The sequence below is a fragment of the Curtobacterium sp. MCPF17_002 genome (assembly GCF_003234115.2).
In the GTDB taxonomy this organism is placed as follows: Bacteria; Actinomycetota; Actinomycetes; order Actinomycetales; family Microbacteriaceae; genus Curtobacterium.
The window spans coordinates 1,667,504-1,691,719 of record NZ_CP126251.1 but is presented as its reverse complement, the minus strand read 5'-3'; the positions used below and the strand labels follow the sequence as shown (position 1 = coordinate 1,691,719).

General features: G+C 70.6%; 29 protein-coding genes, 1 tRNA gene and 1 pseudogene. 16 read left to right on the top strand and 15 right to left on the bottom strand.

The features are described 5' to 3' along the window. Positions 1-44 precede the first annotated feature (44 nt). Entirely contained in the window at positions 45-1,664 is a 1,620-nt protein-coding gene (locus DEJ28_RS07955) for a long-chain-fatty-acid--CoA ligase (protein WP_111116181.1), read from the top strand. On the opposite strand, the gene DEJ28_RS07950 is transcribed toward DEJ28_RS07955, so the two are convergent. Then, the gene (locus DEJ28_RS07950; RefSeq protein ID WP_146248874.1) at positions 1,651-2,109 is read right to left on the bottom strand and encodes a hypothetical protein; all 459 of its coding nucleotides are present in this window, start codon (positions 2,107-2,109) and stop codon (positions 1,651-1,653) included. The genes DEJ28_RS07955 and DEJ28_RS07950 overlap by 14 nt on opposite strands. Before the next feature lie 161 nt (positions 2,110-2,270). Between DEJ28_RS07950 and DEJ28_RS07945 the strand changes: the two genes are divergently transcribed. Together DEJ28_RS07945 and DEJ28_RS07940 are read left to right on the top strand one after the other, a co-directional pair. Next, positions 2,271-2,840 (top strand): winged helix-turn-helix domain-containing protein, encoded by a 570-nt coding sequence (locus tag DEJ28_RS07945; RefSeq protein WP_111116185.1) that lies wholly within the window; start codon positions 2,271-2,273, stop codon positions 2,838-2,840. Beyond that, on the top strand, positions 2,837-4,093 hold the full coding sequence (locus tag DEJ28_RS07940; RefSeq protein ID WP_111116187.1) for an MFS transporter: 1,257 nt from the start codon (positions 2,837-2,839) through the stop codon (positions 4,091-4,093). The genes DEJ28_RS07945 and DEJ28_RS07940 overlap by 4 nt, the downstream gene beginning before the upstream one ends. On the opposite strand, the gene DEJ28_RS07935 is transcribed toward DEJ28_RS07940, so the two are convergent. Next, on the bottom strand, positions 4,053-4,490 hold the full coding sequence (locus DEJ28_RS07935) for a MarR family winged helix-turn-helix transcriptional regulator (RefSeq protein WP_111116189.1): 438 nt from the start codon (positions 4,488-4,490) through the stop codon (positions 4,053-4,055). The two genes, DEJ28_RS07940 and DEJ28_RS07935, sit on opposite strands and share 41 nt — an antisense overlap. 50 nt (positions 4,491-4,540) lie before the next feature. Between DEJ28_RS07935 and DEJ28_RS07930 the strand changes: the two genes are divergently transcribed. The 3 genes and pseudogenes from DEJ28_RS07930 to DEJ28_RS18060 form a co-directional block, all read left to right on the top strand. After that, the gene (locus tag DEJ28_RS07930; RefSeq protein WP_111116191.1) at positions 4,541-5,314 is read left to right on the top strand and encodes an alpha/beta fold hydrolase; all 774 of its coding nucleotides are present in this window, start codon (positions 4,541-4,543) and stop codon (positions 5,312-5,314) included. Positions 5,315-5,358: 44 nt separating this feature from the next. After that, complete coding sequence (locus tag DEJ28_RS07925; protein WP_258368114.1) at positions 5,359-5,697, top strand: hypothetical protein; 339 nt, start codon at positions 5,359-5,361, stop codon at positions 5,695-5,697. A gap of 354 nt (positions 5,698-6,051) precedes the next feature. Continuing rightward, positions 6,052-6,459, top strand: a pseudogene (locus tag DEJ28_RS18060) (NAD(P)-binding domain-containing protein); the annotation flags it as partial. Here DEJ28_RS18060 and DEJ28_RS07920 read toward each other — a convergent pair. After that, positions 6,397-6,537: a hypothetical protein gene (locus tag DEJ28_RS07920; protein WP_284180776.1), complete on the bottom strand. Its 141-nt coding sequence runs from the start codon at positions 6,535-6,537 to the stop codon at positions 6,397-6,399. The pseudogene DEJ28_RS18060 and the gene DEJ28_RS07920 sit on opposite strands and share 63 nt — an antisense overlap. Positions 6,538-6,564: 27 nt before the next feature. On the opposite strand from DEJ28_RS07920, the gene DEJ28_RS07915 reads away from it, so the two are divergent. Continuing rightward, positions 6,565-6,975: an NAD-binding protein gene (locus DEJ28_RS07915; protein WP_284180775.1), complete on the top strand. Its 411-nt coding sequence runs from the start codon at positions 6,565-6,567 to the stop codon at positions 6,973-6,975. Between the two features lie 347 nt (positions 6,976-7,322). Here the strand turns inward: DEJ28_RS07915 and DEJ28_RS07910 are convergent, their stop codons facing one another. Next, positions 7,323-7,847, bottom strand: a complete 525-nt coding sequence (locus DEJ28_RS07910; RefSeq protein ID WP_111116195.1) for a MarR family winged helix-turn-helix transcriptional regulator — start codon at positions 7,845-7,847, stop codon at positions 7,323-7,325. A gap of 145 nt (positions 7,848-7,992) precedes the next feature. On the opposite strand from DEJ28_RS07910, the gene DEJ28_RS07905 reads away from it, so the two are divergent. Then, positions 7,993-8,298, top strand: coding sequence for a hypothetical protein (locus DEJ28_RS07905; protein ID WP_111116197.1), 306 nt, complete (start codon positions 7,993-7,995; stop codon positions 8,296-8,298). A 109-nt stretch (positions 8,299-8,407) separates the two neighbouring features. Here DEJ28_RS07905 and DEJ28_RS07900 read toward each other — a convergent pair whose 3' ends face one another. From DEJ28_RS07900 to DEJ28_RS07880, 5 genes are all read right to left on the bottom strand, one after another. Beyond that, positions 8,408-9,271: an SMP-30/gluconolactonase/LRE family protein gene (locus DEJ28_RS07900; RefSeq protein ID WP_111116199.1), complete on the bottom strand. Its 864-nt coding sequence runs from the start codon at positions 9,269-9,271 to the stop codon at positions 8,408-8,410. Positions 9,272-9,317: 46 nt separating this feature from the next. After that, positions 9,318-10,658 (bottom strand): ferredoxin reductase family protein, encoded by a 1,341-nt coding sequence (locus DEJ28_RS07895; protein WP_220034639.1) that lies wholly within the window; start codon positions 10,656-10,658, stop codon positions 9,318-9,320. Positions 10,659-11,122: 464 nt separating this feature from the next. After that, on the bottom strand, positions 11,123-11,854 hold the full coding sequence (locus DEJ28_RS07890) for an FAD:protein FMN transferase (protein WP_258368115.1): 732 nt from the start codon (positions 11,852-11,854) through the stop codon (positions 11,123-11,125). Between the two features lie 4 nt (positions 11,855-11,858). Beyond that, positions 11,859-12,365 (bottom strand): FMN-binding protein, encoded by a 507-nt coding sequence (locus tag DEJ28_RS07885; protein ID WP_258368116.1) that lies wholly within the window; start codon positions 12,363-12,365, stop codon positions 11,859-11,861. Further along, positions 12,362-13,798 carry a ferredoxin reductase family protein gene (locus DEJ28_RS07880; RefSeq protein ID WP_284180774.1) on the bottom strand — a complete coding sequence of 479 codons (1,437 nt, stop codon included), beginning with the start codon at positions 13,796-13,798 and terminating at the stop codon, positions 12,362-12,364. The genes DEJ28_RS07885 and DEJ28_RS07880 overlap by 4 nt, the downstream gene beginning before the upstream one ends. A gap of 202 nt (positions 13,799-14,000) precedes the next feature. Here DEJ28_RS07880 and DEJ28_RS07875 point away from each other — a divergent pair, with 202 nt between their 5' ends. After that, entirely contained in the window at positions 14,001-14,582 is a 582-nt protein-coding gene (locus tag DEJ28_RS07875; RefSeq protein ID WP_111116207.1) for a putative immunity protein, read from the top strand. Here DEJ28_RS07875 and DEJ28_RS07870 read toward each other — a convergent pair. After that, entirely contained in the window at positions 14,566-15,627 is a 1,062-nt protein-coding gene (locus tag DEJ28_RS07870; protein ID WP_258368117.1) for an SDR family NAD(P)-dependent oxidoreductase, read from the bottom strand. The genes DEJ28_RS07875 and DEJ28_RS07870 overlap by 17 nt on opposite strands. On the opposite strand from DEJ28_RS07870, the gene DEJ28_RS07865 reads away from it, so the two are divergent. Beyond that, a complete protein-coding gene (locus tag DEJ28_RS07865; protein WP_111116319.1) occupies positions 15,626-16,576 on the top strand; it encodes a helix-turn-helix transcriptional regulator in 951 nt (316 codons plus the stop codon). The two genes, DEJ28_RS07870 and DEJ28_RS07865, sit on opposite strands and share 2 nt — an antisense overlap. On the opposite strand, the gene DEJ28_RS07860 is transcribed toward DEJ28_RS07865, so the two are convergent. Then, positions 16,509-17,009, bottom strand: a complete 501-nt coding sequence (locus DEJ28_RS07860) for an NUDIX hydrolase (protein ID WP_111116211.1) — start codon at positions 17,007-17,009, stop codon at positions 16,509-16,511. The genes DEJ28_RS07865 and DEJ28_RS07860 overlap by 68 nt on opposite strands. An 86-nt stretch (positions 17,010-17,095) precedes the next feature. On the opposite strand from DEJ28_RS07860, the gene DEJ28_RS07855 reads away from it, so the two are divergent. From DEJ28_RS07855 to DEJ28_RS07845, 3 genes are all read left to right on the top strand, one after another. Continuing rightward, positions 17,096-17,317 (top strand): DUF2188 domain-containing protein, encoded by a 222-nt coding sequence (locus DEJ28_RS07855; protein WP_111116213.1) that lies wholly within the window; start codon positions 17,096-17,098, stop codon positions 17,315-17,317. Between the two features lie 96 nt (positions 17,318-17,413). Further along, a complete protein-coding gene (locus DEJ28_RS07850; RefSeq protein ID WP_111116215.1) occupies positions 17,414-18,745 on the top strand; it encodes a DUF2254 domain-containing protein in 1,332 nt (443 codons plus the stop codon). A gap of 72 nt (positions 18,746-18,817) precedes the next feature. Then, on the top strand, positions 18,818-19,201 hold the full coding sequence (locus tag DEJ28_RS07845; RefSeq protein ID WP_111116217.1) for a DUF2267 domain-containing protein: 384 nt from the start codon (positions 18,818-18,820) through the stop codon (positions 19,199-19,201). Positions 19,202-19,344: 143 nt separating this feature from the next. Here DEJ28_RS07845 and DEJ28_RS07840 read toward each other — a convergent pair whose 3' ends face one another. The 3 genes from DEJ28_RS07840 to DEJ28_RS07830 form a co-directional block, all read right to left on the bottom strand. Further along, positions 19,345-19,914, bottom strand: a complete 570-nt coding sequence (locus tag DEJ28_RS07840; protein WP_111116219.1) for a hypothetical protein — start codon at positions 19,912-19,914, stop codon at positions 19,345-19,347. A gap of 232 nt (positions 19,915-20,146) precedes the next feature. Next, entirely contained in the window at positions 20,147-20,479 is a 333-nt protein-coding gene (locus DEJ28_RS07835) for a hypothetical protein (protein ID WP_111116221.1), read from the bottom strand. A gap of 215 nt (positions 20,480-20,694) precedes the next feature. Further along, on the bottom strand, positions 20,695-21,576 hold the full coding sequence (locus DEJ28_RS07830; protein WP_111116223.1) for an oxidoreductase: 882 nt from the start codon (positions 21,574-21,576) through the stop codon (positions 20,695-20,697). Between the two features lie 128 nt (positions 21,577-21,704). Here DEJ28_RS07830 and DEJ28_RS07825 point away from each other — a divergent pair, with 128 nt between their 5' ends. Together DEJ28_RS07825 and DEJ28_RS07820 are read left to right on the top strand one after the other, a co-directional pair. Further along, positions 21,705-22,157, top strand: a complete 453-nt coding sequence (locus DEJ28_RS07825; protein WP_111116225.1) for a winged helix-turn-helix transcriptional regulator — start codon at positions 21,705-21,707, stop codon at positions 22,155-22,157. Positions 22,158-22,190: 33 nt separating this feature from the next. Next, positions 22,191-23,411 carry an MFS transporter gene (locus DEJ28_RS07820; protein WP_111116227.1) on the top strand — a complete coding sequence of 407 codons (1,221 nt, stop codon included), beginning with the start codon at positions 22,191-22,193 and terminating at the stop codon, positions 23,409-23,411. A 20-nt stretch (positions 23,412-23,431) separates the two neighbouring features. Here the strand turns inward: DEJ28_RS07820 and DEJ28_RS07815 are convergent. Then, positions 23,432-23,504: transfer RNA gene (locus DEJ28_RS07815), tRNA-Val, on the bottom strand. A 150-nt stretch (positions 23,505-23,654) separates the two neighbouring features. Here DEJ28_RS07815 and DEJ28_RS07810 point away from each other — a divergent pair. Then, a complete protein-coding gene (locus DEJ28_RS07810) occupies positions 23,655-24,182 on the top strand; it encodes a hypothetical protein (RefSeq protein WP_111116229.1) in 528 nt (175 codons plus the stop codon). The last annotated feature ends 34 nt before the right edge of the window (positions 24,183-24,216 follow it).

Sequence of the window (24,216 nt, the reverse complement as noted above, 5' to 3'; positions counted from 1 at the left end):
TACGATCGAGGAGACCTCACTCGTCACTGGAGACGGAGACCGGCATGACCCGCACCACCCCCACCGCAGGCGACGAAGCCAGCGCTGCTCGCACGACCCGGGCCACCGCGTCCGTCGCCGCGATCCTGGCCGAGTCCGCTGCGCGGTACCCGGACGACGTCGCCGTCATCGTCGGCGACCAGCGCACCACCTACGCCGAACTCTGGGCCGAGACCCTCGCCTACGCCGGCGCACTCCGCGAGAAGGGCATCACCGTCGGGTCCCGCGTGGCGATGCTCGTGCCGAACGTCGCCGACTTCCCGCGCGTCTACTACGCCGTCCTCGCACTCGGCGGGGTCGCCGTCCCCGTGCACGCGCTCCTCAAACGGCGCGAGATCGAGTACGTCCTCCGGGACAGCGGCGCCGCGCTCCTCGTCTGCGCGGCCCCGCTCCTCGCCGAGGGTGCCGCCGGCGCGGCACTCGCCGACGTCGAGGCCGTGACCGTCCTCGCACCGCCGACGTCCGTCGACCACGACCGGCTCGAGGCGCTCGCCGAGTCGGCCGAACCCCTCGACACCTACGTGCCGCGTGATCCGTTCGACACCGCGACGATCCTCTACACGAGCGGCACCACGGGCCAGCCCAAGGGCGCCGAAGGGTCCCACTTCGCCCTGCTCGAACAGGCGAACACGAACCTCATGTCCACCTTCGACATGCGACGCGGGGACGTCCTGCTCGGCGCACTCCCCTTGTTCCACACCTTCGGGCAGACCTGCACGATGAACACCGGCTTCCGGGCCGGCGCGACCATCGTGATGCTGCCGAAGTTCGACGGCGACGCGGCCCTCGCCGCGATGGTCGAGCACGGCTGCGGGATCTTCATGGGCGTCCCCACGATGTACATGGGGCTCCTCGACGCCGCCACCCGCACCGACGTCCGCCCGACCCTGCGCTACGCGATCTCCGGCGGAGCCTCGTTGCCCCTGGCCGTGCTGGAGCGGTTCCAGACCGTGTTCGACGCTCCCATCCACGAGGGCTACGGCCTGACCGAGACCTCACCCGTGGCGACCTTCAACCACGTCGGACGGCCGCCGCACCCCGGCACGATCGGCACGCCGATCTGGGGCGTCGACGTCGAGATCGCCGACTCGTCGGTGCACGACTCGATCGAGCTGCTGCCGCACGGCGAGATCGGCGAGCTCGTGATCCGCGGCCACAACCTCATGAACGGGTACCTCGACCGACCCGAGGACACCGCGGCCGCGATCGTCGACGGGTGGTTCCGGACGGGCGACCTCGGCACGAAGGACGACGACGGCTACCTCACGATCGTCGACCGCACGAAGGACATGATCATCCGCAACGGCTACAACGTGTACCCGCGGCAGGTCGAAGAGGTCCTCGCGACCCATCCCGACGTGGCCATGGCCGCCGTCTTCGGGGTCCCCCACGAGGTGCACGGCCAGGAGATCGAGGCGGCGGTCGTCCTGCACGCCGGGGCCACCGTCACCGCGCAGGAGCTGGTCACGTACGTGTCGGACGAGATCGCCGCGTACAAGTACCCGCGGGTCGTGCACCTGCTCGACGCCCTGCCGCTGGGGCCGAGCGGCAAGGTGCTGAAGCGGGACCTCGTCGAGCGGTTCAGCGTGCCCGAGGTGCCCGCGGTGCCGGCTACTGCTTCGTGACGGGCGGTTGCTGCTGCACGCACCGCGGCGGCTCCTGATCGACGGGGCTGCGTTCGCCAGGCACACACGCCACGAGCGCAGCGCCGACGGTGATCGTCACGGCACCCACCACTCCCCACACGCCCGCGCCGCTCGACGTTCCGGCGGTGACGCTCGCGACGCCGACGATCCCGACCCCGGCGAAGGTCGCCGCGGCGAGCCGTGCAGGGAGGGGTGCCGTCAACCAGGTCCGCCCGGGGCGGATCGCCCTCGGCACGGACACGATGACGAGGAGGGCGACGACGAACCCGAGGCCCATCACGGGGCCGACGAGCGCCTCGATGGCCGGGAGCGCTGTCGACGCGGCCAGGACGGCGAACCCGGCGCAGCTGAGCAGGAGCCCCGCACGGGTGCGGGGTGCGTACCGGTTCTGTCGCGCACCGGGCATCGCCTTCCTCGTCGTCACGGGCGCCCACTCTGCACCTGGAATACCACACACTGCAAGCCCTGCGGCCCCTCGGGCGTGGCGAGATGCAACCCTCGGGTGCTCCTGATCTGAAAGAGCCTTGCAGGTCCGCCCCGAGCGCTCCTATGATCTGAAAACGCCTTTCAGATCCAGGAGCCCTCGTGCAGGAACGCCGCGTCACCCTCACCGACCCCGCCGTCGTCGATGCCCTCGCGCACCCGGTGCGTCTCGACGTCCTCGGGTACCTGATGTCGTCCGGCCCCGCCACCGCCTCGCAGTGCGCCCGCGCGGTCGGTGACACCCCGTCGAACTGCAGCTACCACCTGCGGGTCCTCGCCGCACTCGGCCTGGTCGAGCCCGACGACTCCGGCGACGGGCGCTCCCGGCCGTGGCGCGCGACGATCACCGGGTTCACGGTGGAGTCCGACGGCCCCGGCGAGGTCCCCGGCACCGCCGAGATGCTGGCGGCCTCGGTGGAACTCGACCACCACCTCGTCCGCGAGTACCTCCGCGGCCGCGAGTCGGTGCCCGACGAGTGGCGCCGAGCGGACATGCACGGCACGTACGGCCTCGCACTCTCCCCCGCCGAGCTCATCGAGGTCGAACGGCAGCTCGACGCCGTGCTGCGCCCCTACCTCCGCCCGACCCGCACGGACGCACCGGACGACGCGGAGTACGTGCACGTCTCGATCAACGCCTTCCCCCGCGCCGAGTTCTCGGGCCCGCGATGAGCACGCCGACGACGGCACCACCACGGGTCCCGGTGCGGAGCGCCCTGACCGTCCCGGCGTTCCGTCGGCTCTGGGTGGCCGGGATCGTCTCGGACGCCGGCGACTGGCTGATGTTCATCGCGCTGCCGCTCGTGGTGCTGCAGCTGTCCGGCTCCGCGCTCGGCACGTCGCTGGCGTTCCTGCTCGAGCTCATCCCACCCGTCGTGCTGTCACCCCTGATCGCCCGCGTCGTCGACCGGCTCCCGCGCAAGCACGTGATGGCCGTGGCGATGGCCGCCCAGGCGGTGGCGCTCCTGCCGCTGCTCGCCGTCCGCGACGGGTCGGACGTCCACCTCGTCTACGCGGTCATCGTCGCCCACGCGACGTGCGCGGCGTTCTTCGAGCCGGCGAAGAACTCGCTCCTCCCGACGCTCGTCGCGCCGGAGCAGGTGACGTCCGCGAACGCGCTGGTCGGTCTGAACAACGACCTCGGACGACTCATCGGCGGCCCGATCGGCGGCGTCCTGCTCGCCGTCAGCGGGATCGGCGTCGTCGCGCTCGTCGACATCGGGACCTACGTCGTCGCCGTCGCGCTCGTCCTGACGCTGCCCGCACCACCGAAGCGCCAGCACACACGCAGGAACCGTCGCGACACGCGGCACGCCACGCGACGCGGCATCGCGTCCGCCCTCGCCGACCCTGCGATCCGTGGCCCGGTCGTCGTGGTCCTCGCCGCCGCCGTCGCGCAGGGTCTCTTCGTCGTGCTGTTCGTCTTCTTCGTCACCGACGTCGTCCGCGGCAGCTCGACGGACGTCGGTCTCCTGCGCGGGGTCCAGGCGATCGGGGCGATCCTCGCCGGCACCGTGCTCGGCGTCCTCGGCGCTCGGCTCGACGTCCTGCGGTTGACCCTGGTCGGCGCCGTCACGTTCACCGTGCTCACCGCCGTGACCTGGAACCTCGCCTTCGTCACCCACGCGGTGCCGGTGTACGCGGTGCTCTTCGCGGCGATGGGAGCACCGGCCGTCCTCATGGGCGCCGGGCTCACGAGCCTGCTGCAGCGCGCCGCCCGCGACGACACCCGTGGCAGCGCCTTCGCGGCGCTCGGGTTGGCGCAGGCCGTCGGGCAGGCGATCGGCCTCGTCGCGGCCGGGCTGCTGCAGGACCACGTCGGGACACTGCCGCTCCTGGAGGTCCAGGCGGGCGCCTACGCGCTGGCGGCCGTGCTCGCCGTCGTCATCCTGCCGAGGTGGTCGCGCCCCGCTCTCCCGCGGTGAGCACCCCGAGCAACTGCATCAGCTCATCCCGCTGCCCCTCGTCCAGCGGCGCGAAGAGGTCCTGGAGGACCCGGGCCGCCACGTCCTGACCCTCCGCCAGCGCAGCACGGCCGGCGTCGGTCAGGGCGTGCTCGATCCGGCGCCCCCGGCCGGCGGACCGCTCGATGAGCCCGCGCTCGACGAGCCGCGTCGCGAGCGTCCCGAACGACTGGTCGCTCTGGAAGGTGGCCGTTGCGAGGTCGTGCCCCGAAGCCCCCGGCGTGCGGTCGATCGCGCGCAGGGCGTCCCACTGCACGAGGGTCACCCCGGCATCCCGCAGTGCGGCGTCCATCGTCCGGTGGTTCCGGTACTGCGCCCGCTTGATCGCCTGCCCCAGTGCTTCGAGATCCGTCGTCATGGTGCTACCGTATCAACACCCGTATATAAACATGTTGAGAAAGAGTGGCCATGAACTCCCTCCTCCCCCACGACCTCCCCGTCATCCAGGCCGGCGACCCCGGTACGCGACCGGCACTCGTCCTGCACGGCGGTGGCGGACCCCGCACCGTCGCGCCGATCGTCGGTCACCTCGCCCCCTCGATGTTCGCCACGGCACCGACCCACCCGGGCTGGGACGGCACGGACCGTCCGGAGTCGATCGCCTCCGTCGCCGACCTCGCGCACGCCTACCTCGAGGGCCTCGTCGAGCACGACGAGCGGGACGTGGTCGTCGTCGGCTCGTCGATCGGCGGCTGGATCGCGCTCGAGATGGCCGTCCAGGCCGCGGCCGACGACCGGTACGCGGCCCGGATCGGTGCCGTCGTCGTCGTCGACGGGGTCGGCGCCGTCGTCGAGGGTGAGCCGATCACGGACTTCTTCTCCCTCGACGCCCGCGGGCTCGCCGAGGCCGCCTGGCACGACCCGGAGCGCGGGTACCAGGACCCGGCCGGCTTCACCGACGAGCAGCGCGCCGTCCAGCAGTCGAACGGCCGGACCATGGCCGCCGTCGCCGGCACCATGAGCGACCCGACCCTCCTCGGTCGCCTCGGCACCGTCCAGGTCCCGACCCTCCTGGTCTGGGGTGCGAGCGACCACATCGTCACCCCCGCCTACGGGCGCGCCGTCGCCGCAGCCGTGCCCGGTGCGGAGTTCGCCGAGGTCGCCGCCGCCGGACACCTCCCGCACCTCGAAGCGCCCGACGCGACCTGGGCGGCGATCGACCCGTTCCTCGCGCGGCACTGAGCCGGAACGGCTGGGCACGGGGCCGAGCGCCGTAGGCTCACCGGATGGGAACCGCCGCATGGGTCTGCTCCGCCATCACCATCGTGAGCGCGCTCGTGAGCCTCGGCTTCAGCGTTGCCGGTCTGCGCGCAGCCGCGGCTGCGGGCCGCGTCGCGTCGGAGTACGCGCTCGCGAGGAGCATCGCCCTGGCCCTCGTCGCGGTCATCGCGCCGATCACCGGCGACACCGGCTTCATCGCCGCGGCCGCGGTGGCCATGATCGCCGTCCAGGGGCTCGACGCCGTCGTGGGCGCCAGGGTGGCCGACCGGGTCAGGACGTTCGGGCCCGTCGTCACGGCGGCGGTCAACGCCGTCGCGCTCGTCTGGCTCGTGAGCGCCGCGTAGGTCCCGCATCGGGACCGGCCCCGGCCCGACGCGCGCCGCCTTCCTGACCGGACGGACCGACGTGACCCCATGACGGACTGGAGGCGCGGTGCCAGCTGGCACCGCGCCTCCAGTCCGTCATGGTGTGCGGTTCAGAACTGTCCGGCCGCCACGTCCGCGCGGTGCGTGTACGCACCGGACTCGGGCCCGAAGCGCCAGGACTCGGCCAGGGAACCGGCGTCGACCGGGTCGAACCCGAGCGCGTGATCGACCGGAGGGATACCGCTGACCTCCTGGCGTGGTGACGGCCGGTACGGTCGTGGAACGAGCTTCCACGCATCGGTGGCGGCCAGGACGGACGGGAGCGGGAGCGCGATGGGTGCGGCGACGAAGGTGGGTGTCGTTGGTGTCGGGGCGATGGGCTCGGAAGTCGTCCGCGGCCTCACCGCCGCGGGCTTCGAGGTCACCTGTCACGACCGGGACCCGGGGCGGGCTGAGGTCGCGACCGCGGCAGGCGCGCGGTGGGCAGGCGAACTCGAGGACTGCATCGATGGGGCCGACGTCCTCGTGACCGTGCTGCCGAACGCGGCCGCGACCGCGTCGGTGTGCTCCGCCGCGCTGGAGCACATGCCGGCCGGGACGTGTTGGCTCGATCTCGGATCAGGGGATCCGCGGGTCACTGCCGACTTGGCTGCTTCGGCCGCCGAGCGCGGGATCGGATCAGTGGCGGCCCCGATGGGCGGGTCGGTCCCCGAAGCACACCAGCGGACGCTCCACTTCTTCGTGGGCGGAAGTGCGGCCGATGTCGAACGGGTGCTCCCCCTGCTCGCTGCCCTCGGAGAGCAGCGTGGCGTGCAGCATGCCGGCACTTCCCCCTCGGATGCGCAGGTGGCGAAGTTGCTCGCGAACGCGCTCTGGTTCGCGCATGCGGCTGCGGGCACCGAAGCGCTCCTCCTGGGTCAGGCCCTCGGCCTGGCCCCCGATGCGCTCCGCCAGCTCCTCAGCGACAGTGCCGGTGGGAGCTCGTTCATGGAACGGCACGTTGGCCGGCTGCTCGACGGCGACTACCTCGAGGAGTTCCCGATCGACCGCGTCGTCGAGGAGCTGCGAACGGTGCACTCGCTCGCCGCGGACGCTGGAACACCGACACCGGTCCTCAGCGCATCCGCGGACCTGCACGAGCAGTCCCTGGAGCGCTTCGGCCCGGCCATGGGCGAACTGCTCGGTGCCCGGTTGCTCGAGGAGCGCGCGGGGACGACACTCCGGCGGCGCGCCCAGCCCTCGGGTCCGCAGGACTGACAGTGAAGCGGTTCGTCGGTCGATTCGCCTGACCCATCTGAGGAGTGATTTCGCTAGCTAGGCTAGTGAATTCCGGAGGCCTCACATGGTGGAGAAGGGTCATGGCAATCGATCGCGACCGTCCTGCGCACCACGATCCCACCGGTCGCTGTACGAGCAGCCTCAGCATCTGGCGGTGTGAGCAGCCTCCACGCCACCCCGGATTGCACGAGTCGCGGACACGCGGCGGTGTCGCCAAGTGGAACGACGCCGGCGCATCGCTCGCGGCGCCAGGAGCGGGGTGCCGCACATCCGTCGCCGCACCGACCGCGGAAGTTGCATGAAGCGATCACACGGCGCCTCGCACTTCAGTCGGCGGGAGACGCCTCCACCGCAGCGAGTTCTGCGCGAAGGGCGTCGGCGAGACGGGATGCGAACACTCGCACCGCTGTGGCTTCTTCGGCGCTGAGCGCGTCGATGGTGGCGATCAACGGCGCACGAACGTGTCCGTAGGCCCGTGCGAGGTCCGCTTCCGCGGTCTGCGCTGGAAGCAGCACGATGCCGCGGCGGTCCTTCGGGTTCGGGTGCCGTTCCGCCCGGCCGTCACGCACGAGCCGGTCGACGAGCTTCGTGATGCCGGCGGTGGAGAGGCGAAGGGCTCGCGCGAGTTGCGTGGCGTTGACCGTTCGACCGTCTCGGTGCTCCTGCACGAGATGCCGGAGCGCGAGTGCGTCGATGGGGAGCATCCGCAACGCCCGCAAGGCCTGCTCGTCCGCGTCGTGGACGCTGTCGCTGAGCGCCTGCAGACTCGCGATCGCAGCAGCCCCCTCACCGGTTCGCGGCTGCTGTTCGACGAAGTCGGACGCGCCGGGAGGCATGTCTTCGGTGCTCATACGCCCGCTCCTGTCGCTTCCTGGACAAAACCATTGTCGTCGATGGCCCTGGGAAGTCCAACTGGGAAAGTAATCAGCCGAGCGAGACAAACGTCATCGTCAGGACGCCATCGAACTCCGGTGGCGGAGATCAGAAGGAGTGGCCATGTCGAACACGGCAGGAAGTCCCGCACGGCACGACTCAGTCGTCCGTCACACCTGGAACGAGACGAAGTCCGCGCTGAAGACCACGGAGTTCTACGTCTGGCTGGTGGTGTCGATCGCGATCCTCATCGCTGCCGCGGTGACGGATGACGGTGACGACGGACAGCGGTTCGGTGCGGACCACGCCTGGCTGTACGTGGCGATCGTGACCGGCGCCTACATCGTCAGTCGTGGCATCGCGAAGGCCGGCGTGCGCAAGCCCGAGCACGACGAGGACCACCGCGACGCCAACGGACGCTCGGTCTGACACCCGGTTTCGCCAGCACGGCAGTGGGCCGTTCCGTTCGCACGGAACGGCCCACTGCCGTTCCGTGGATCACCAGGGGACGGTGCCACCGCGGTCGTCGGGCGGTCGGTCACGTCCCGGGCACCGACACCCGCACCGCGCTGATCCGACCGTCATGGGTCCGGGCGGTGGTGGCCGGGTCGTAGCTGTCCGCAGTCGCGAGGTAGAGGGTCCGCCCGTCCGCGCCGCCGAGGGCACAGTCGATCGCGCAGCGGCCAGGAGCATCGATGCGGTCCGTCACCGTTCCGCCCTCGAGGACCCGGAGGAACTCGCCTGAGTCGACCGAGCACACCCAGATCGCGCCCTCGCTGTCGACGGTGCTGCCGTCCGGCGTCACGCCTTCCGGCAGCGCTGCCCATTCGCGCCGTCCGGTCAGCGAGCCGTCCGCTTCGATGTCGAACGCGGTCAACCGTCCGCCCCAGGTCTCGCTGACGACCAGGGTCCGCGTCCCGGGCAGCACGTTGGCGCTGTTCGGGAACACGAGGCCGTCGGCAGCGAGACGGAAGGAGCCGTCCGGCTCGATGACGTAGAGCGGCCCGGGCCGCAGCTCCTCGCCGCCGTACAGGTCGTACCCGAACGCGCCGACGTACGTCCGACCGGACACGGCGTCGACGACCAGGTCGTTGAGGAGCGACGACTCGACCGTCGACAGATCGGCGAAGACCCCTGACGTGCCGTCCGCATCGACCGACACGAGCGTGCGCGACTCCATCGCGCTGATGATCAGCCGACCGTCCTCCAGCCAGCCGAGTCCCGACGACTGCCCGGGGACCGTGGCCTCGAGACGGGGTGCGCCGTTCGAGTCCGGGTCGATCGAGAAGACCTCGCCCGTGTGCATGTCCGAGTACCAGAGTCGTCCGCCGTACCAGCGGTTGCCCTCGGGGAAGCGGATGCCGCTGACGACGTCGGTCGAGGAGTCCAGGGTTGTGTGCACGGACCCAGACTGCCAGCAGACCGGTCAAGGAGCCCCGAGGCGTCGATCAGAAGGCGAACTCCTCTTGGTGCAGGTGACGTTTCGGCAGCCCTGCGGCGAGGAGCCCGGCACGTACTGCCGCTGACAGGCCGGGAGCTGCGCAGACGTACACGTCGCGGAACCGGAGGTCGGGGACCAGACGGGTGAGGTTCTCGGCGGTCATCGCGTTCCGCGGATCCGATGACCGACCGACCATGTAGACGATGCGGGCGCGCCGGCTGGCGGCGATCGCCTCGAGTTCCTCTCGGAACAGCAGGTCGGCGGGCGTCGACGCCCGGTAGATCAGCGTCACCGCGACCTCGCCCTCTCCGAGTGTCTCGAAGAGGGTGCGCATCGGGGTGATCCCGACGCCGCCGGCGATCAACAGGACCCCGTGCCTGCTGCGCCGACGCTCGGTCATCGCACCGTACGGGCCTCCGGCGAGCACGACGGTCCCCGGGCGGAGCTGCTGCACCAGGCGGGTGCCGTCGCCGACCGCCTTCACCGTGAGCCGGAGGTGCTCGTCGGACGGCGGCGCGGAGAGCGAGAACGGGTGTGACGACCGCCACGTCGACCTGGCGACGAACCGCCAGCGGAAGAACTGGCCGGGGGCCGCCCGGAGCTCGTCGAGGTGCCGCCCGCGGACGATGACACTGACGGTGTCAGGTCCCTCGGGGAACACCCACTGCACCCGCAGACGGTGCCGGAAGGCCTGGAGGACCGGGGCGATGAGCCGGTAACGGACCACCAGGCCGATGACGACGGTGTAGAGGACGCTCCAGGTGACCTGGACCGCGGGGCGACCGGCGAGGTCCGGGCCGGCGAGTTCGTGGGAGAACGACAACGCGATCGCCAGGTAGGTCAGCAGGTGGATCGCATGCCAGGTCTCGTACCGGAGACGGCGTCGGGCAGCGCGAGCGGAGAGCGCCCCGATGGCGACGAACAAGACCGTTGCAACGGTCGCCGCGACGAGCCCGGGCATGTCGAGGACACCCTCGGTCGCGGCGATGACGGAGAGGCCCTGCGCCGCGGCCCAACTGAGGGTCGCGGCCACGCCGTGGACGACGATCAGGATGAGGGTGGCGCGGCCCACTCGTCCGTGCCACCGGGCCGTCCGGTCAGCACCGACGCCGCGTTCGAGCGCCGGCGCCCGTGACATCAAGAGCAGCAGGACGGTGACCGCGTACCCGGCCAGCAAGCCTGCCGCATGCGCGACGAGCGGGAGGTCCACCCGGATCGGTCGTGGAGCGTCGATGACGGCGAGTGTCGTGACTGCGACCGCCCCGGAGGCCACGAGCACGAGTGCGACCGACGCGGGAACAGCGGCACCGACGGGGGCGATCCATCGACGACGATCGTCAGCGCCCACGTCCGCCACCGTCTACGTCGTCCCGGCTCCGCTGGCCCGCCCCGAACTGCTCGTCCGTTCCCCGGCCCTGGCCGGTCCCGTCGGCAGCCGTTCCGTCGGTGGTCGCTGTCGTGTCGCTCCCGGCAGCTGGCGCCGGTTGCACGGGGGACGTCGCCGGACCGCTCGTGCCCATCTGGACACCGATGACCACGGCTGCTCCGAGGACCACCGCGGTGATCGAACCGGAAAGGAACCTCCAGCCGCGCCCTGATCGGGCTGGCGAGGCGGCAGAACGAGGTGGCGGTGTCCGCCGCGACGGAGGTGGGCCGGCGATGCCGGTGTCGGACGGTCGAGTCCGGTGGAGGGTGCTGGTCACGGTGTCGCTTTCGGATCGAGCGGGTGTGCGGGTCGACCAGCATCGATCGCGGAACGGGAAGCGGTCTGTCCGTGGCCGATGAGTTCGGTAAGGCACGAGCGCGAGCTCGTCAGGACGTGGCCGTGACCGGGCTCGCTTCGACGAGGTCGCCGGTGTCGGTGACGGCGATGACGTCCACCTGCCACCGGTCCACGGCCTGGTGCAGGACGTCGCGGCCACCGGCGAGGACGGCGGTGGCGAGCACGTCGGCGGTGATGATGTCGGTTCCGACCACGGTGACCTGCCGGTACTCGCCCGCAGTGTCGGTCCGCCAGACGTGTTCGCCACGTTGACTGGTTCCCGAAGTGGCAACGGCTCGACGATCACCGAGGAGCGCGACGGTGCTGAGGAGCCGTCCGGCGTCCTCCGGATGACTGATGCCGACGGTCCACGGTGTCCCCGGAGCGCCGCCACCGGTGAGGACGTCCCCGCCGGCGTTGCAGCACCACCGTGCGATGCCGGCTCCTTCCAGCGCGGAACCGGCAGCCTGGATCGCTGCGGCCTTGATGATCCCGGCGAGGTCCACCGTCCCGTCCCGGCGGTGCGGATCGAACGCGCCACCCGTCGCGTTGCGCCATCCGACCGCCTCGGCGTACCAGCGCTTGTGCTCGTCGGACGCGCCGGTCAGGGACAGCCTTCCGTCTGCGATGCGGGCTGCCGGGGAGTCGGGGCGGTACCGGCTGAACTCACGGTCGAACGCCGCGAACCGCGCCTCCACGTCCGCGAGCAGGCCGGCATCGACGCCGGGGTCGTCGATGCGCAGCGACACGACCGTGCCCATGGTGGAGAAGACGTGCTGCACGGCGTCACTGCGCCTGGTCGAGCGCGGACTGGAGCGATTGGATGTACCCCTCGGAGGTGTACGTCGCCCCGGAGACCGTGTCGATCGTGGCGGACTGCGCGGTCAACGCCTCCTGCTGGAGGAGCGGCGCGGCCTGCGCGCTGATCTGCACGGATCGGCCGTCCTGGTCGGTGAGTTGCAGTGCGGTGACGTCGGTGATCTTCCCGCCCGCGATGGTCACCTGCACCTGCACGTTCCCGAACCTGGTGACCGCCGTCGTCCCGGTGTAGGTGCCGTCCTTGAGGCTGGTGCTCGTCGAGCCTGAGCCCGTACCGGTCGAGGGCGTGGTCGCGGTTCCACCCGACGATGTCCCTGCGCTTCCTGAGGTTCCGGCGTCGGAGGTGCCAGCGTCGGACGTGCTCGTTCCGCCCGCGGCGGTGAGTGCCTGTTGTTGGACGATGGTGGACTCGACACCGGCGCTGAGGATGCCGATCGAGACCAGTACGCCGCCGATGATGATGCGTGTCCTCACCAGTCGAACCTCTCTCGGTGGAGCTGTGCCACGGGGAGTCCGGCCCGGAGCGCGTCCTGTTCGACCAGGTCGCTCCATCGGCCGGGTCCGCAGATGTAGAAGTCGGAACGGGACAGGTCGGGGAACACCGACGCCGCCGACGCCCCGCGGGCAGTGTCCGCGACGGAGAGCCAGCCGCTGACGCCGTTCCCCCGGGATCCGATGCTCGTGAACACGCGGTGCCCGTGCTGGTGCGCCCAGTCGATCACCTCCTGCCACAGGAACGCGTCGCGCGGCGACCGTCCGCGCAGCAGGATGGTGACCGCGCCGGCGGGAGCATCGAGCCGCTCGAGGAATGCCCGGACCGGAGTGATCCCGATCCCGGAAGCGGCCACGGCGACACGGGTCGAGGTCCTGGCCTGGTCGGTGAACACCCCGTAGGGACCGGCGAACGACACCGGCGTCCCCGGGCGCAGCGACCCGAGCTGGGCGGTGCCGCGACCGAGAGCGCGGACCGTGATCCGCATGCCCTCGTCGGTCGGTACGGCCGAGAGCGAGATGGGGTGCGCATGCCACCAGGTCGTGCGCGTCCAGAACCGCCACATGAAGAACTGACCGCCTCGTGCGTTCAGACGCGTCAGGGCACGGCCGCGCAGGTGCACCGACACCACGTCCGCAGCGATCTGCTCGACGCGGTCAACGACGACGCGGTGCCGGAGCGACCGGACCATCGGCACCGCGAACCGGAACACGGCGATCGATCCGAGGGCCACGACGTACAGCGCCACCCAGTACACGCGCTCCCAGCTCCCCTGTGCGAGGACCTGTCCCTCGGAGAGTTGATGCGGGATCGCGATGCCCACCGCGACGTAGGAGAGCAGGTGGATGCCGTGCCAGACCTCGTACGGGAGCACCTTCCGGACGGCGACGATCGATGTCCACACGACGGCGACGAGGGCGAACAGGCCGAGGAACGACAGCAGCACGTCCGCCGTGTTCCACAGTGCGACGGTCTCAGCGATGAGGTTCGCGTTCGATTCGGCTGCGTACCCGCCGATGAGCAGGGCGGCGTGGGCGAGGAGCAGGTACAGGGCCGGCTTGCCGAGCTTGCCGTGCTGCACCATCGCGGCGTCGTGTCCGACCAGGTGGTCGATGAACGGGATCCGCGCGGCCAGGACGAGCATGACGAGGATCAGGTCGGTCCCGATCATCCCCGCGACGATGCCCGCAGCGACGAGGACCTGCCCGAACCCGGAGAGGTCGACCGGTCCGGAGCACAGCCAGAGCGTGACCGCCGCCGCTGCGGACGCCCAGGCCACCACGCCGAGCAGGTCGACGGCACCGCGCCGACGCCGTGCTCGGCCGCGGAGGTCGGAGTCGGTGCGTCGCCGCTCCGGCGGACGGGCTGTCGGCGCGCCGGGCGGAGCGACCACCGGGTGTCTGTTCGTCGTCATGCTCATCGGTCAGTCCTGAAGGAGTGCGGCGGGGCCGGCCGTCGGGTCACACACGTCCTGTGACGCTCCTATTGACCGGCCTGGATCTATGCGCCGACTGTGGTTTACCGATGCGCTGGCCGTTCTCGTACTGAACCCTCAGCTGGGTCGTCAAGTCACGCCGGAGCCGGTCGTCTGTTGCGATCGCGTGCAAAGGTGAGGCATGCCCTCCCCCCAATCCCTGAGCGAGAACGACCGCCGTGTCGTCGCCGCCTGGGCAGCCGACTGCACGGAACGCGTTCTCGCCCTGTTCGAGGCAGAAGCGCCCGGCGACGATCGCGTGCGGGACGCGGTCGAGCGCGCCCGCTCCTTCGCCCGCGGAGAACTCGACGCCGCGGGCCAGATCCGTCTCCGCTTCGTTGCCGGTCGCGCCGCTCAGGCCGCCACCTCCCGCGCCGGGAGAGCGGCGGCACGATCAGCCGCCCAGGCGGCAGCCGTCGCGCACATGGGTGCGCACGCCCTGGGTGCCGCTGCCTACGCGACGCAGGCCGCCGAGTCGGCTGATCCTGGCCGTGGAGGTGGAGCCGAGCTCGCGTGGCAGGTGGCGAGCATGAGCGAGCCGGTGAAGACCGCGCTCCGGCGGTTGCCGATGCTCGGGGAGGATCCGTCAGGACCACTCGGCGCGGGGCTCCTCGCCTCGGGTGCTCTCGGAGCGAACATCCGAGCCCTTCAGTCAGCACTCGACGCGACTGCTGATGTGCCGAGCGGTCGGTCCGACACCCGATCGTCTACCGATCCGCCCTGAGCAGCCGCTCGCTCACGTCCCAGAGGCGTCGTGCATCGTCGGGGTCGGTCATGCCGGAGTTGGCGTCCGAGGGAAGACTGTCAGCAGTCATGGGGCGTTCCTCATCGTCGAGTACTGCGACGTCGCTGTCCTTGAGGTAGACGCCCCCGACGCCGTCGAGGAGGGGGCTGGCCGCCCCGAAGACGATCGTGGCGGCACCCTGTTCGACGGTCTTCTTCCCTGCCGCCGGATCGATCACCGTGGCACCGGTTGCGTCGACGAGACCCTGTGCTCGGTACGACGGAAGCCGCCCGGGAGCAAACGGGCCAGGACCGATGACGACGCCGGGATGGGCCGCGGTCGCCCTGATGCCCTCGGCGCCGTAGCGCCGGTCCAGCTCGGCCGTGAAGAGGGTGTTGGCTCGCTTGGACTGCGCGTACGCGGCGGCCGACTGGTACCCGGTCCCGAACGCCAAGTCGTCCCAACGGATGTGGCCGAAGCGGGCTGCTCCTGATGTGACGTTGACCACCCTTGCACCGTTCGCGGCCCGGAGCGCCGGGATGAGCGCGAGCGTGAGTTGGAAGTGGCCGAGGTGCGACGTCGAGAATGCGAGTTCGTTCCCTCGGGCATCGAGTCGCAGCTCCGGCCCGAACAAGACCGCGGCGTTGTTGACGAGCATGTCCAGGGACTTCCCGGTGGCGATCCACCTCTCGGCGAAGGCGTCGACGGAATCCGGGTCCGTGAGGTCCAGCTGCTCGACCCGGATCCCGGGGATGCCGTCGACGGTCGCCCTGGCGCGGGCGACGTCCCGAGAAGCAACGGTGACCGTCGCTCCCGCTTCGGCGAGGGCCCGGGACACCTCTCGACCGAGCCGGCTGTGACCACCGGTGACGACTGCCGCCTTCCCCCTGAGATCAACACCCTCGAGGACGTCTGAAGCCGTGGAAGCAGGTGTGAACGGCGTGCCCAGTGGACCTTGTTCTGAAGTCATGCGTCCAGCGTGGTCCGGATGCGACGTACTCGGAATCACCATCCGTCCGTTTTTCATGTGCCAGAGTACGGACATGTCTGAACCTGTTCGAGGCGACGCCTTGTCCGACGTGTTCGAGCAGGTCGAGGTCCAGGGCCTCATGACGGGCGGATTCGCCGTTCGCGGACCGTGGGTCTCGAGCGCTGCCGTTTCCCGGCCGTTCAAACTGGTGGCGTTGGTCGCCGGCGCGACCACGCTCACCGTGGACGGGCCTGGTGGGCAGGAAGGACCGTTCGAGCTGAGCCCGGGCGACGTCGTGCTGCTCAACCACCGGACGCACCTGGATGCCCGAGGTCGGCACCCTCAACAACCTCCGCGAGAACTCATGCCGGACACCAGTTTCGACTCGATAGCGCTGTCCGCGGCCGATCTGGCAATCGATGACGTGCTCGTCGGCGGGTGGATCCAGGCGAGTCCGGCCGGAGCAGCACTCCTCAGAGCAGCGCTCCCGGGCGTCGTGCACGTCAGAGCAGCGTCCCCGTCAGCATCACGTCTGGCACGTCTGGTCACGCAGCTGTTCGAGGAGGCATCCGGCGGGAGGCTCGGGTCGGCATTCGCCATCCGCCAGACAGGTCAGCTGATCCTCCTCGAAGTGCTGCGCGCCTACCTGGAGCAGGAACGACCGCCCGTCGGATGGCTTCGGCTCCTCGCAGACGAGCAACTTGCGCCGGCACTCCGGCTTCTCCACGACGAACCGGGCAGGACGTGGCAGCTCGTCGAACTCGCCCGAGCAGCCGGGATGTCACGCACGACCTTCGCCGAGCGGTTCCGGGCGGTCGCCGGCACCTCGCCGCTCGCGTACCTGTCGCGCTGGCGAATGCTGCTGGCACAACACGCCCTCCGGGACCCGGAGGTCCGCGTCGGCAGTCTTGCCGCTGAACTCGGCTACAGCTCGGAGAGTGCCTTCAGTACCGCCTTCAAGCGTGAGGTCGGCGAAGCCCCCCTGCACTACCGGCTCCGGCTCCGCGAAGCGATGGACGGATAGGCGTCCCGAGCGGGCGTCCACCCGCCGACCGGAGCATCTCGAGCACCCCTTCGGGGAACACCGGAACGAGAGTGTCCAGAGGAGCCCACCGCACCGGGCTCCCCTCGTCCAGCACGACGAGCTCGGCGTCGAGCGGAACGTCGTCCAGTTCGTCCGAGTGCACCGCGAAGACGTGCGCGTACTCGTGACCGGGCTGCCCCTCGAACTCGAAGATGTTCTCGATCACGCCGAGGAGCTCGACGTGGTCGAGTGCGACGTCCAGTTCCTCTCGGAACTCCCGTCGCAGCGCTTCGTCGGCGCGCTCGCCGAACTCGATGCCCCCACCGACCGCCCGGTAGAAGTCCAGATCCCGCTGACGGTCGGACGATGCGGACACCAGGACGTGACCGTCCTTGACGGGCAGCCCGATCGCGATGTTCCTGATGCTCGGCATCGCTCCACCCTGCCACCACCTGGCGGGGCGTCGCGGTGCAGCGGCTGCTGGGAACCCCGACACAGGCCGTCGCTTACCGTGACGGCATGCGAGGCGACGTGGAGACCTACCACCAGGACGGTTCCTGGCACAACAAGATCGAGGGCACTGACGAGGTCTTCGGCGAGGCCGCGACGAAGGCGGAAGCACAGTCGCTCGGCCGGGCGCGTGCGGTGGCCGACAAGGTCGAGCACTTCATCCGCAACGAGAACGGTCGGATCTCGGAGCGCAGCACCTACGGTCACGACCCGCGCAACATCCGCGGCTGACGGGACGCAACCGTCCCTGACCGCAGACGCGGGCGACGCAGCCGTTGCGCGCAGCTCCTGCACGTGCCCGGAGGTGCCGGTCCGCACCCTGGAGACATGTCGGGTCACGCTGCCGTTCGTCGCGTCACCTGGGAGAACGCGCGGGCGGCCCTGTGGTTCTGGCCCAGCGTGTGGGCGTCGACCGCGCTCGTCGTGACCGCGCTGCTGCTGGCCGTTCATCCCGGATCCGGCGGGTGGCGGTGGCCGGGTGGGGCCACGTCTGCGGCCGTGCTGTTGCAGGTGGTGGCGTCCAGCGTGATGGCCGCAGCGACGGTGACGTTCTCGTTGACCGTCGTCGCGTTGCAGCTCTCGTCGCAGCAGTTCTCCCCGCGGTTGCTCCGCGAGTTCGCGCGCGACCGGGTCACCCAGGCCGTGCTCGCGGTCCTGCTGGCCACTTTCGTGTCGGCTGTGACCTGCGTCCTCGGGATCGGTGACACGCCGCTCCCGCTGTTCGCCCTCGCCCTGGTCTTCGCCCTCGGGCTCGCGTCGGCGGGGGCGATCATCGCGTTCGTGGGGCACATCGTCCGATCCCTGCGGGTCGACTCGCTCATGCGGTCCGTCCACACCGAGACCGTGGCGATGATCGGCTCCATCTACGGGACTGCGCCAGCCGTGGACGAGCCGCTCGACGACGACGCCCGATCGCTGATGCTGCCGGATCGGCCACCGGACATCGACGTCCGGGCGACGCGGAGCGGCTTCGTCCGCCGGGTCCACATCGACGCGTTCGTCCGACATGCCCAGCGCCACGACGTCGTCGTCGAACTCCGGGTGATGCCCGGCGACCACGTCACGATGGGCACGCCGATCGCCCGGGCCTGGACCGGAGGGCGCACAGCAGGCCCGCCAGACCTGGTCGAGCGGGCGATCGAGGTCGGTTACGAGCGCACCATGGAGCAGGACATCGCGTACGGGTTCCGTCAGCTCACCGACATCGCCGTGAAGGCCGTGTCCCCGGCCATCAACGACCCGGTCACCGCCGTGCACGCGATCGGGTACTGCGGGGACCTCCTCGTGCGGTTGGAACAGGTCGACGTACGGCCGTGTGGAGTGCGCGACCGGACCGGTGCCGTGCGCGTCGTGGTCCCGGACCGGGATCTCCGCTACTGGCTCGACCTGGTCTGCGGTCCGGTCCGGCGGTACGGGGCATCGGAACCGATCGTCCTGGGCGGGCTCCTCCGCATGCTGCGGGACTGCGCAGCAGCGCCGGTGTCACCCCATCAAGGTGCGGAGCTCCTCCGACAGGCCGACCTCGTGCTCGAACAGGCGACGCTGGGGAGTGTCGATCTCGAGGAGGTGCGGGATCGGCACGCGCGGGTCGGCGCCGCGGTGCGGGGCGATCTGGACGCCGCGTTCGACGACCGGGCCGGCGAGACGAGATCGGTGTGAGCAACACAAGCTGAGCGCAGTCCCGGGTCATCGCGACGAGCGTTGAGCTGCACACCGACCCGGGAGGTCCCCATGGACACTGGACAGTTCGTCGATCTCGTCGCACAACGCGCGGACATCACGCACGTGCGGACCCGCGCACGTCCGATCACGGACGCGACGCTCCGCACGCTGGCCGAGCGTCTCAGCGGCGGCGAGGCCCAGGCCGTCGCCGCGGAGCTGCCGGATGACCTGCGCACTTCCCTGACGGAGACGCGCGAGGAACCGGAGTCGTTCGCCGCCGACGAGTTCGTCCGACGGGTCGCCGAGCGTGCCGACGTCGACGAGCCCACCGCCCGCGAAGGGGCACGCGCCGTGTTCGCGGTGGTACACGAAGCCGTGCCGAAGGGGACGTGGGAGAACCTGACGACGCAGCTGCCGAACGACCACCTGACGACGTTCGGCCTCCCGACCTGAGAGGCCCGAGCTGAGGGACCCGACCTGAGGGGCCCGACCTGAGTGAGACACACGAAGGCGCGGTCGCAGGCGACGACAGCACGCCCGCGACCTCCCGGCCGAGGGTCGCTGGCCGGGTGCGTCGGATCGGGCGATTCCGCTTGTCAGTAGGACGGGCGGAGCCAATCCGTGAGCGGCTCGAACGTCGCTCGGGCCAAGACCTCGTCCACCGCCACAGGTCGCGCCCGAGTCACGAATGTCACCTCGCCGAGCTCCATTCGACGTCGCGCGATTCCGTCGTACTCGTCCACCACGAGTGTCGTGCGGAACGCCGGGTCCTCTCGGTGCTCGAACGTCACGAGGATCGAGCGCGCTCCGACATGCTGCACGAGCACGGGGGAAAGGCTCTCCGAGCCGCGGCCCCACCAGAGCAGTTGGGTCGGTGACGCCATGCGAACGACTCCGCCAGCCGCCGTGCTGTGTTCGAACGACTCGTCGAAGTCGCCGTCTCCGTCGTGCAGCACACCGTCGCTGTACGAGCTGACCGACCCGTCCGAGAGTTCGAGCGTCCAGGCTTGCCGAACGTCGTCGATGTCAAGGCGAAATTGCCAGTGTTCGCGCACCGACACCTGGTGCACTCCATCGAGCACGTAACGGCCAGGAGTGCGGAACGAGGCGAGTTCCTCGGCGATCGCTGGGCCGTCGGACCGGGAGAGAACCTCGTCGAAGCGCATCCCACCATCCTGCACGGCGAAGTGGCCCGTGAACGTCCCGAAGCCGGTCCTCGAGCGAGACGGGCCGCGTGGTTCCACTCGGCTCAGCCCGGTAGCAGGTCGATCACCGGACGATCGTCGTCGGCTTCCCAGCGAGACATTCCCCTACCGGCCCAGGACATCAGCGTCGGTTGCAAGAACGTCGAGGGAGGCACCCGGTCGCTGAGGCTGCGCCAACCGGCCGAGCCAGCGGTCAGAACAGGTGGCCGCTGGAAGCGACGTGCGTCACGAACTCGGCTGCGACGAACGCCCCCAGGACGCTGCCGAGCGTGGCCAGGCCGACGAACCACGTTGGTCGATGTCTCCGGCGACGGACGGCAGACCAGCACGTCCCGATGACGGCGACGGTGGCCGTGACGATCGGATGCCCGATGACGACCACAGTGCCCACGTCGAAGCTGCAACGCACGATCCGGCCAGAGCAGCCGTCGAAGGCCATCTGGCTGAGCACGACCCAGAACCAGGCAACGGGAGCGGCGACGTAGGCCGCAGCCAACGAGACGCTCGTGACCACGAGGTCGACCACGCCCGGCGTCCTCGACCTGCGCGATCCCCGAGGCTGCACCCTCGCCGGGTACGGTTCCGCGTCGTCACCAGGACCACGCCACCAGTCGAGCTGCTCCCCCACGCGATCACGATAGAGGATCACCGAGGATCGTCGTCCACCCGGCAACGACGGCTTTCCACCCGAGCCGGGGAGCAGCACGTTCAGACCTCAGCGCGGTGCCGTCGCCGGCGTGGTCAGCGAGGAGCGGTACCGATCCCGTCGAGGTCTCGCAGGTCGCGCTCGTCGAGCACGACCGCAGCCCCTGCCAGGTTCTCGCGCAGGTGGTCCACCGATGACGTCCCTGCGATCACCAGCACGTTCGGCGATCGGTGGAGCAGCCAGGCCAACGCCACTGCGGTGGCGCCGACCCCGAGCCGGGTCGCGACCGACGTGACCGTCTGGGACTGCGCGGCGTTGAAACCGCCGAGCGGGAAGAACGGCACGTACGCGATCCCGTCGGCGGCAAGGCTGTCGATGAGCGCGTCATCAGAGCGGTGCGCCAGGTTGTACCCGTTCTGCACGCAGACGATCGGGGCGATCGTCCGCGCCGCAGCGATCTGGTCGGCCGTCGCGTTGCTGACGCCGAGGTGGCGGATGAGCCCCTGCTGCTGGAGGTCGGCGAGCGTCTGGAACGCATCGTCGATCCGCTCGGGCGCCGGACCGAACGCGTTGCCGAGACGGAGGTTGACCAGGTCGAGCGTGTCGACTCCGAGCGTGCGGAGGTTCTCGTCGACCTGCCGCCGGAGCTGGTCAGGAGTCCGGGCAGGGGGCCACCCGCCCTCGGGGGTGCGTTCCGCGCCGACCTTCGTCGCCACGTGCACGGCGGACGGGAACGGCGACAGGGTGTCGCGGATGAGTTCGTTCACCAGCTCGGGGCCGTAGGTCAGCGCCGTGTCGATGTGGGTGATGCCCGACGCGATCGCTTCGTGGAGCACCGCGACCGCGGCGGTCGGGTCGACGGGAGGACCCATCACGCCCGGCCCCGCGAGCTGCATCGCGCCGTAGCCGAAGCGCGAGACGGTGAGGTCGCCGAGCTGCCAGGTGCCGCCGGGGAGTGTGGGTGCAGGAGTGTTCACGAGGAGCCTTTCGAGGAGATCGCCGCTTGTGCGGATGGCTTCCACGATGGACGATGGGACTACCCGGGCGGAAGGAGTTACCCACGAGTGCGTAGGTACCCGTCAGGTGGTGCGGAGGACGACGACTGATGGCCACGATGACCGCTGCGGCGAAGCGTGCGGCCGAGAAGGTGCGCTACGACGCGTTCCTGGCGGTGTGCCCGAGTCAACGACTGCTCGACCGGATCGCTGACAAGTGGGTGACCCTGGTCCTGACCGCACTCGGCAGCGGTCCGGACTGCCACGGCGAACCTCGGGCGATGCGGTACAGCGAACTCGCGCGGGTCCTCGCCGGGGTGAGTCCGAAGATGCTCTCGCAGACACTCCGCGCGCTCGAACGCGACGGCCTGCTCACGCGGACCGCCATGGCGACCGTTCCCGTGACCGTCTCCTACGAGCTCACGCCGCTCGGGTTGTCGCTGCAGCAGACAGTGCGACACCTCAAGCTCTGGGCGGAAGCGCACATGGACGAGGTGTCCGAGCACCGTGAGCGGTACGACGACGTTGCCGAGGACCGTGCGGCGGGAGTCACCTCAGGCTGACCGCGGCCGGGCCGGCGCCCCTAGGCTCGACTGATGCTCGAGAATCGTCGCCTCCCGCTGTGGGCGGGGCGCACGGCCGCGCTGCTGGGCATCCTGCTCGTGGCGTTCACCCTCCGACAGGCGGTCGCGGCGATCTCGCCGATCATCGATGCCGTCCGGATCGACATCCCCGTCTCGGACCTCGACGTCGGGCTCCTCGGAACGTTGCCCCCACTGCTGTTCGCGGTGTCCGGGTTCACGGCGCCGCGCGTCGCACGACACCTCGGGATCGAGGGCGGGATCGTCCTCGCGCTGGTCCTGATGACGGCCGGGCACCTCGTCCGTGCCGTCGCTCCGGGCATCACGGTGCTGCTCGTGGGCAGCGTCCTCGCGTTCGCGGGCACCGGGATCGGCAACGTCTTGCTGCCCTCCGTCGTTCGGCGGTACTTCCCGGACAGGGTCGCCCTGCTGACCGCGGTGTACGCCTGCATCGTCGGGGTGAGCACCGCGGTGCCCGCCGCCCTCGCCGCGCCGATCGCGGAGCACTCCGGGTGGCGTGCCTCGCTCGCCGTCTGGGCCGTGACCTCGGCGGCAGCGCTCGTTCCGTGGCTGATCGTCCTCGCGCAGCATCGCCGGTCCCGGCTCTCGGGTCCCGAGCCCGTCGAACCGCAGCCAGCCGCCACCGCCACGAAGCTGTGGCGATCAGGGGTTGCGCTGTCGGTCACCGCGCTCTTCTCGTCGAGTGCGATCTGCACCTACGCGGCCTTCGCCTGGCTGCCGGAGATCCTGCAGGACGTCGCCGGCGCGACGCCGACCGAAGCGGGGGCGCTCCTCGCGGTCACCGGGCTGGTCAGCGTGCCCGGGTCACTCCTCGCGCCCTTGCTCGTGCCTCGGCTGCGCAACGTCGGCTGGCTCATCGCCGCCGGTGTCGTGGCCTTCGCAGTCGGGTACCTCGGCCTGCTGCTCGCACCGGCGGGACTGACCCTGGTGTGGGTGCTCCTGATCGGTTGCGGATCGATCCTGTTCCCGGTGTGTCTCGTGCTCATCAACGTCCGCACGCGGACAGCCGGCGGGACGGTCGCGCTGAGCGGCTTCGCGCAGGGCACCGCGTACGCCCTGGGTGCGCTCGGTCCCCTGCTGGTCGGGCTGCTCCACGACGTGAGTGGCGGCTGGACCCTGCCGCTGCTCTTCCTCCTCGGGGTCGCGCTCTCGGCAGCGATCCCGGCTCTCACGCTCGGACGGCCGACGTTCGTCGAGGACGAACTCGAACGCTAGCGGGCCACCGGGCTCCCACGTGGGCCCTGCCGGGATCGAACCGACGACATCCACGGTGTAAACGTGGCGCTCTACCAGCTGAGCTAAAGGCCCTCTGCCGCGATCCTACGGGGTCCGAACGCCCTGGACCGGACCGACACCGGACTGGAGGCGCGTGGCGGCCCCGCACCGCGCCTCCAGTCCGACGTCCACGCACCACCCACCCCACGCGGGTAGCGTCCTGCAGGTGAACGGTCCGCGAGCGTGAACGGTGTCGGCGTCATCGACGAGGCCGGTCGGCTGCGCCTCCTCGGCAACGGCGCGGCCGGCGCCGCCTTCGGCGTCGTCCTCGTGGTGCTCGTGGCCTCGTCGTGGACGGAGGCGACCCCGGCCGTCCTGGTGACGGCGGGCGTCCCGTCCGCTGCCGTGGGGGCCGCGATCGCCGTCGTGCTGCAGCTCCGGTCGTGGCGGACCGAGGGCGGCTACGCGGAGTCGGTGGTCGTCCGCGACTGGATCGTGGACGGGCAGGTCCCGCCGGAGGTCCCCGCCGAACGGTGGATCCCGCTCGTGCAGGCGCAGGCCGAGCGCGAGGGGGCGGGCTGGGGGAAGATCGTCCTCAGCACGCTCTGGATCGCGATGACCTGGTCGATGCGGGACCAGCACGGGCCGGTCATCACGACGATGCTCATCCTGCTGTGGCTCGGGCTCGGGCTGTGGAGCGCCTGCTGGGTGATCCCCCGGGCGCGGGCGGCGCGTGCGGTCCTCCGGCGCGGGGTGTCGACGCCGGGCTGAGGACGGAACGCAGCGCGCGATGGGTACGCTCGCC

Coding starts and splice junctions, on each gene's coding strand:
- DEJ28_RS07955 (WP_111116181.1), top strand. CDS start 45: ATGACCCGCACCACCCCCACCGCAGGCGACGAAGCCAGCGCTGCTCGC.
- DEJ28_RS07940 (WP_111116187.1), top strand. CDS start 2,837: ATGAGCACGCCGACGACGGCACCACCACGGGTCCCGGTGCGGAGCGCC.
- DEJ28_RS07935 (WP_111116189.1), bottom strand. CDS start 4,490: ATGACGACGGATCTCGAAGCACTGGGGCAGGCGATCAAGCGGGCGCAG.
- DEJ28_RS07930 (WP_111116191.1), top strand. CDS start 4,541: ATGAACTCCCTCCTCCCCCACGACCTCCCCGTCATCCAGGCCGGCGAC.
- DEJ28_RS07925 (WP_258368114.1), top strand. CDS start 5,359: ATGGGAACCGCCGCATGGGTCTGCTCCGCCATCACCATCGTGAGCGCG.
- DEJ28_RS07920 (WP_284180776.1), bottom strand. CDS start 6,537: ATGCTGCACGCCACGCTGCTCTCCGAGGGCAGCGAGCAGGGGGAGCAC.
- DEJ28_RS07910 (WP_111116195.1), bottom strand. CDS start 7,847: ATGAGCACCGAAGACATGCCTCCCGGCGCGTCCGACTTCGTCGAACAG.
- DEJ28_RS07905 (WP_111116197.1), top strand. CDS start 7,993: ATGTCGAACACGGCAGGAAGTCCCGCACGGCACGACTCAGTCGTCCGT.
- DEJ28_RS07880 (WP_284180774.1), bottom strand. CDS start 13,798: ATGACGACGAACAGACACCCGGTGGTCGCTCCGCCCGGCGCGCCGACA.
- DEJ28_RS07875 (WP_111116207.1), top strand. CDS start 14,001: ATGCCCTCCCCCCAATCCCTGAGCGAGAACGACCGCCGTGTCGTCGCC.
- DEJ28_RS07865 (WP_111116319.1), top strand. CDS start 15,626: ATGTCTGAACCTGTTCGAGGCGACGCCTTGTCCGACGTGTTCGAGCAG.
- DEJ28_RS07870 (WP_258368117.1), bottom strand. CDS start 15,627: ATGTCCGTACTCTGGCACATGAAAAACGGACGGATGGTGATTCCGAGT.
- DEJ28_RS07860 (WP_111116211.1), bottom strand. CDS start 17,009: ATGCCGAGCATCAGGAACATCGCGATCGGGCTGCCCGTCAAGGACGGT.
- DEJ28_RS07855 (WP_111116213.1), top strand. CDS start 17,096: ATGCGAGGCGACGTGGAGACCTACCACCAGGACGGTTCCTGGCACAAC.
- DEJ28_RS07850 (WP_111116215.1), top strand. CDS start 17,414: ATGTCGGGTCACGCTGCCGTTCGTCGCGTCACCTGGGAGAACGCGCGG.
- DEJ28_RS07845 (WP_111116217.1), top strand. CDS start 18,818: ATGGACACTGGACAGTTCGTCGATCTCGTCGCACAACGCGCGGACATC.
- DEJ28_RS07840 (WP_111116219.1), bottom strand. CDS start 19,914: ATGCGCTTCGACGAGGTTCTCTCCCGGTCCGACGGCCCAGCGATCGCC.
- DEJ28_RS07825 (WP_111116225.1), top strand. CDS start 21,705: ATGGCCACGATGACCGCTGCGGCGAAGCGTGCGGCCGAGAAGGTGCGC.
- DEJ28_RS07820 (WP_111116227.1), top strand. CDS start 22,191: ATGCTCGAGAATCGTCGCCTCCCGCTGTGGGCGGGGCGCACGGCCGCG.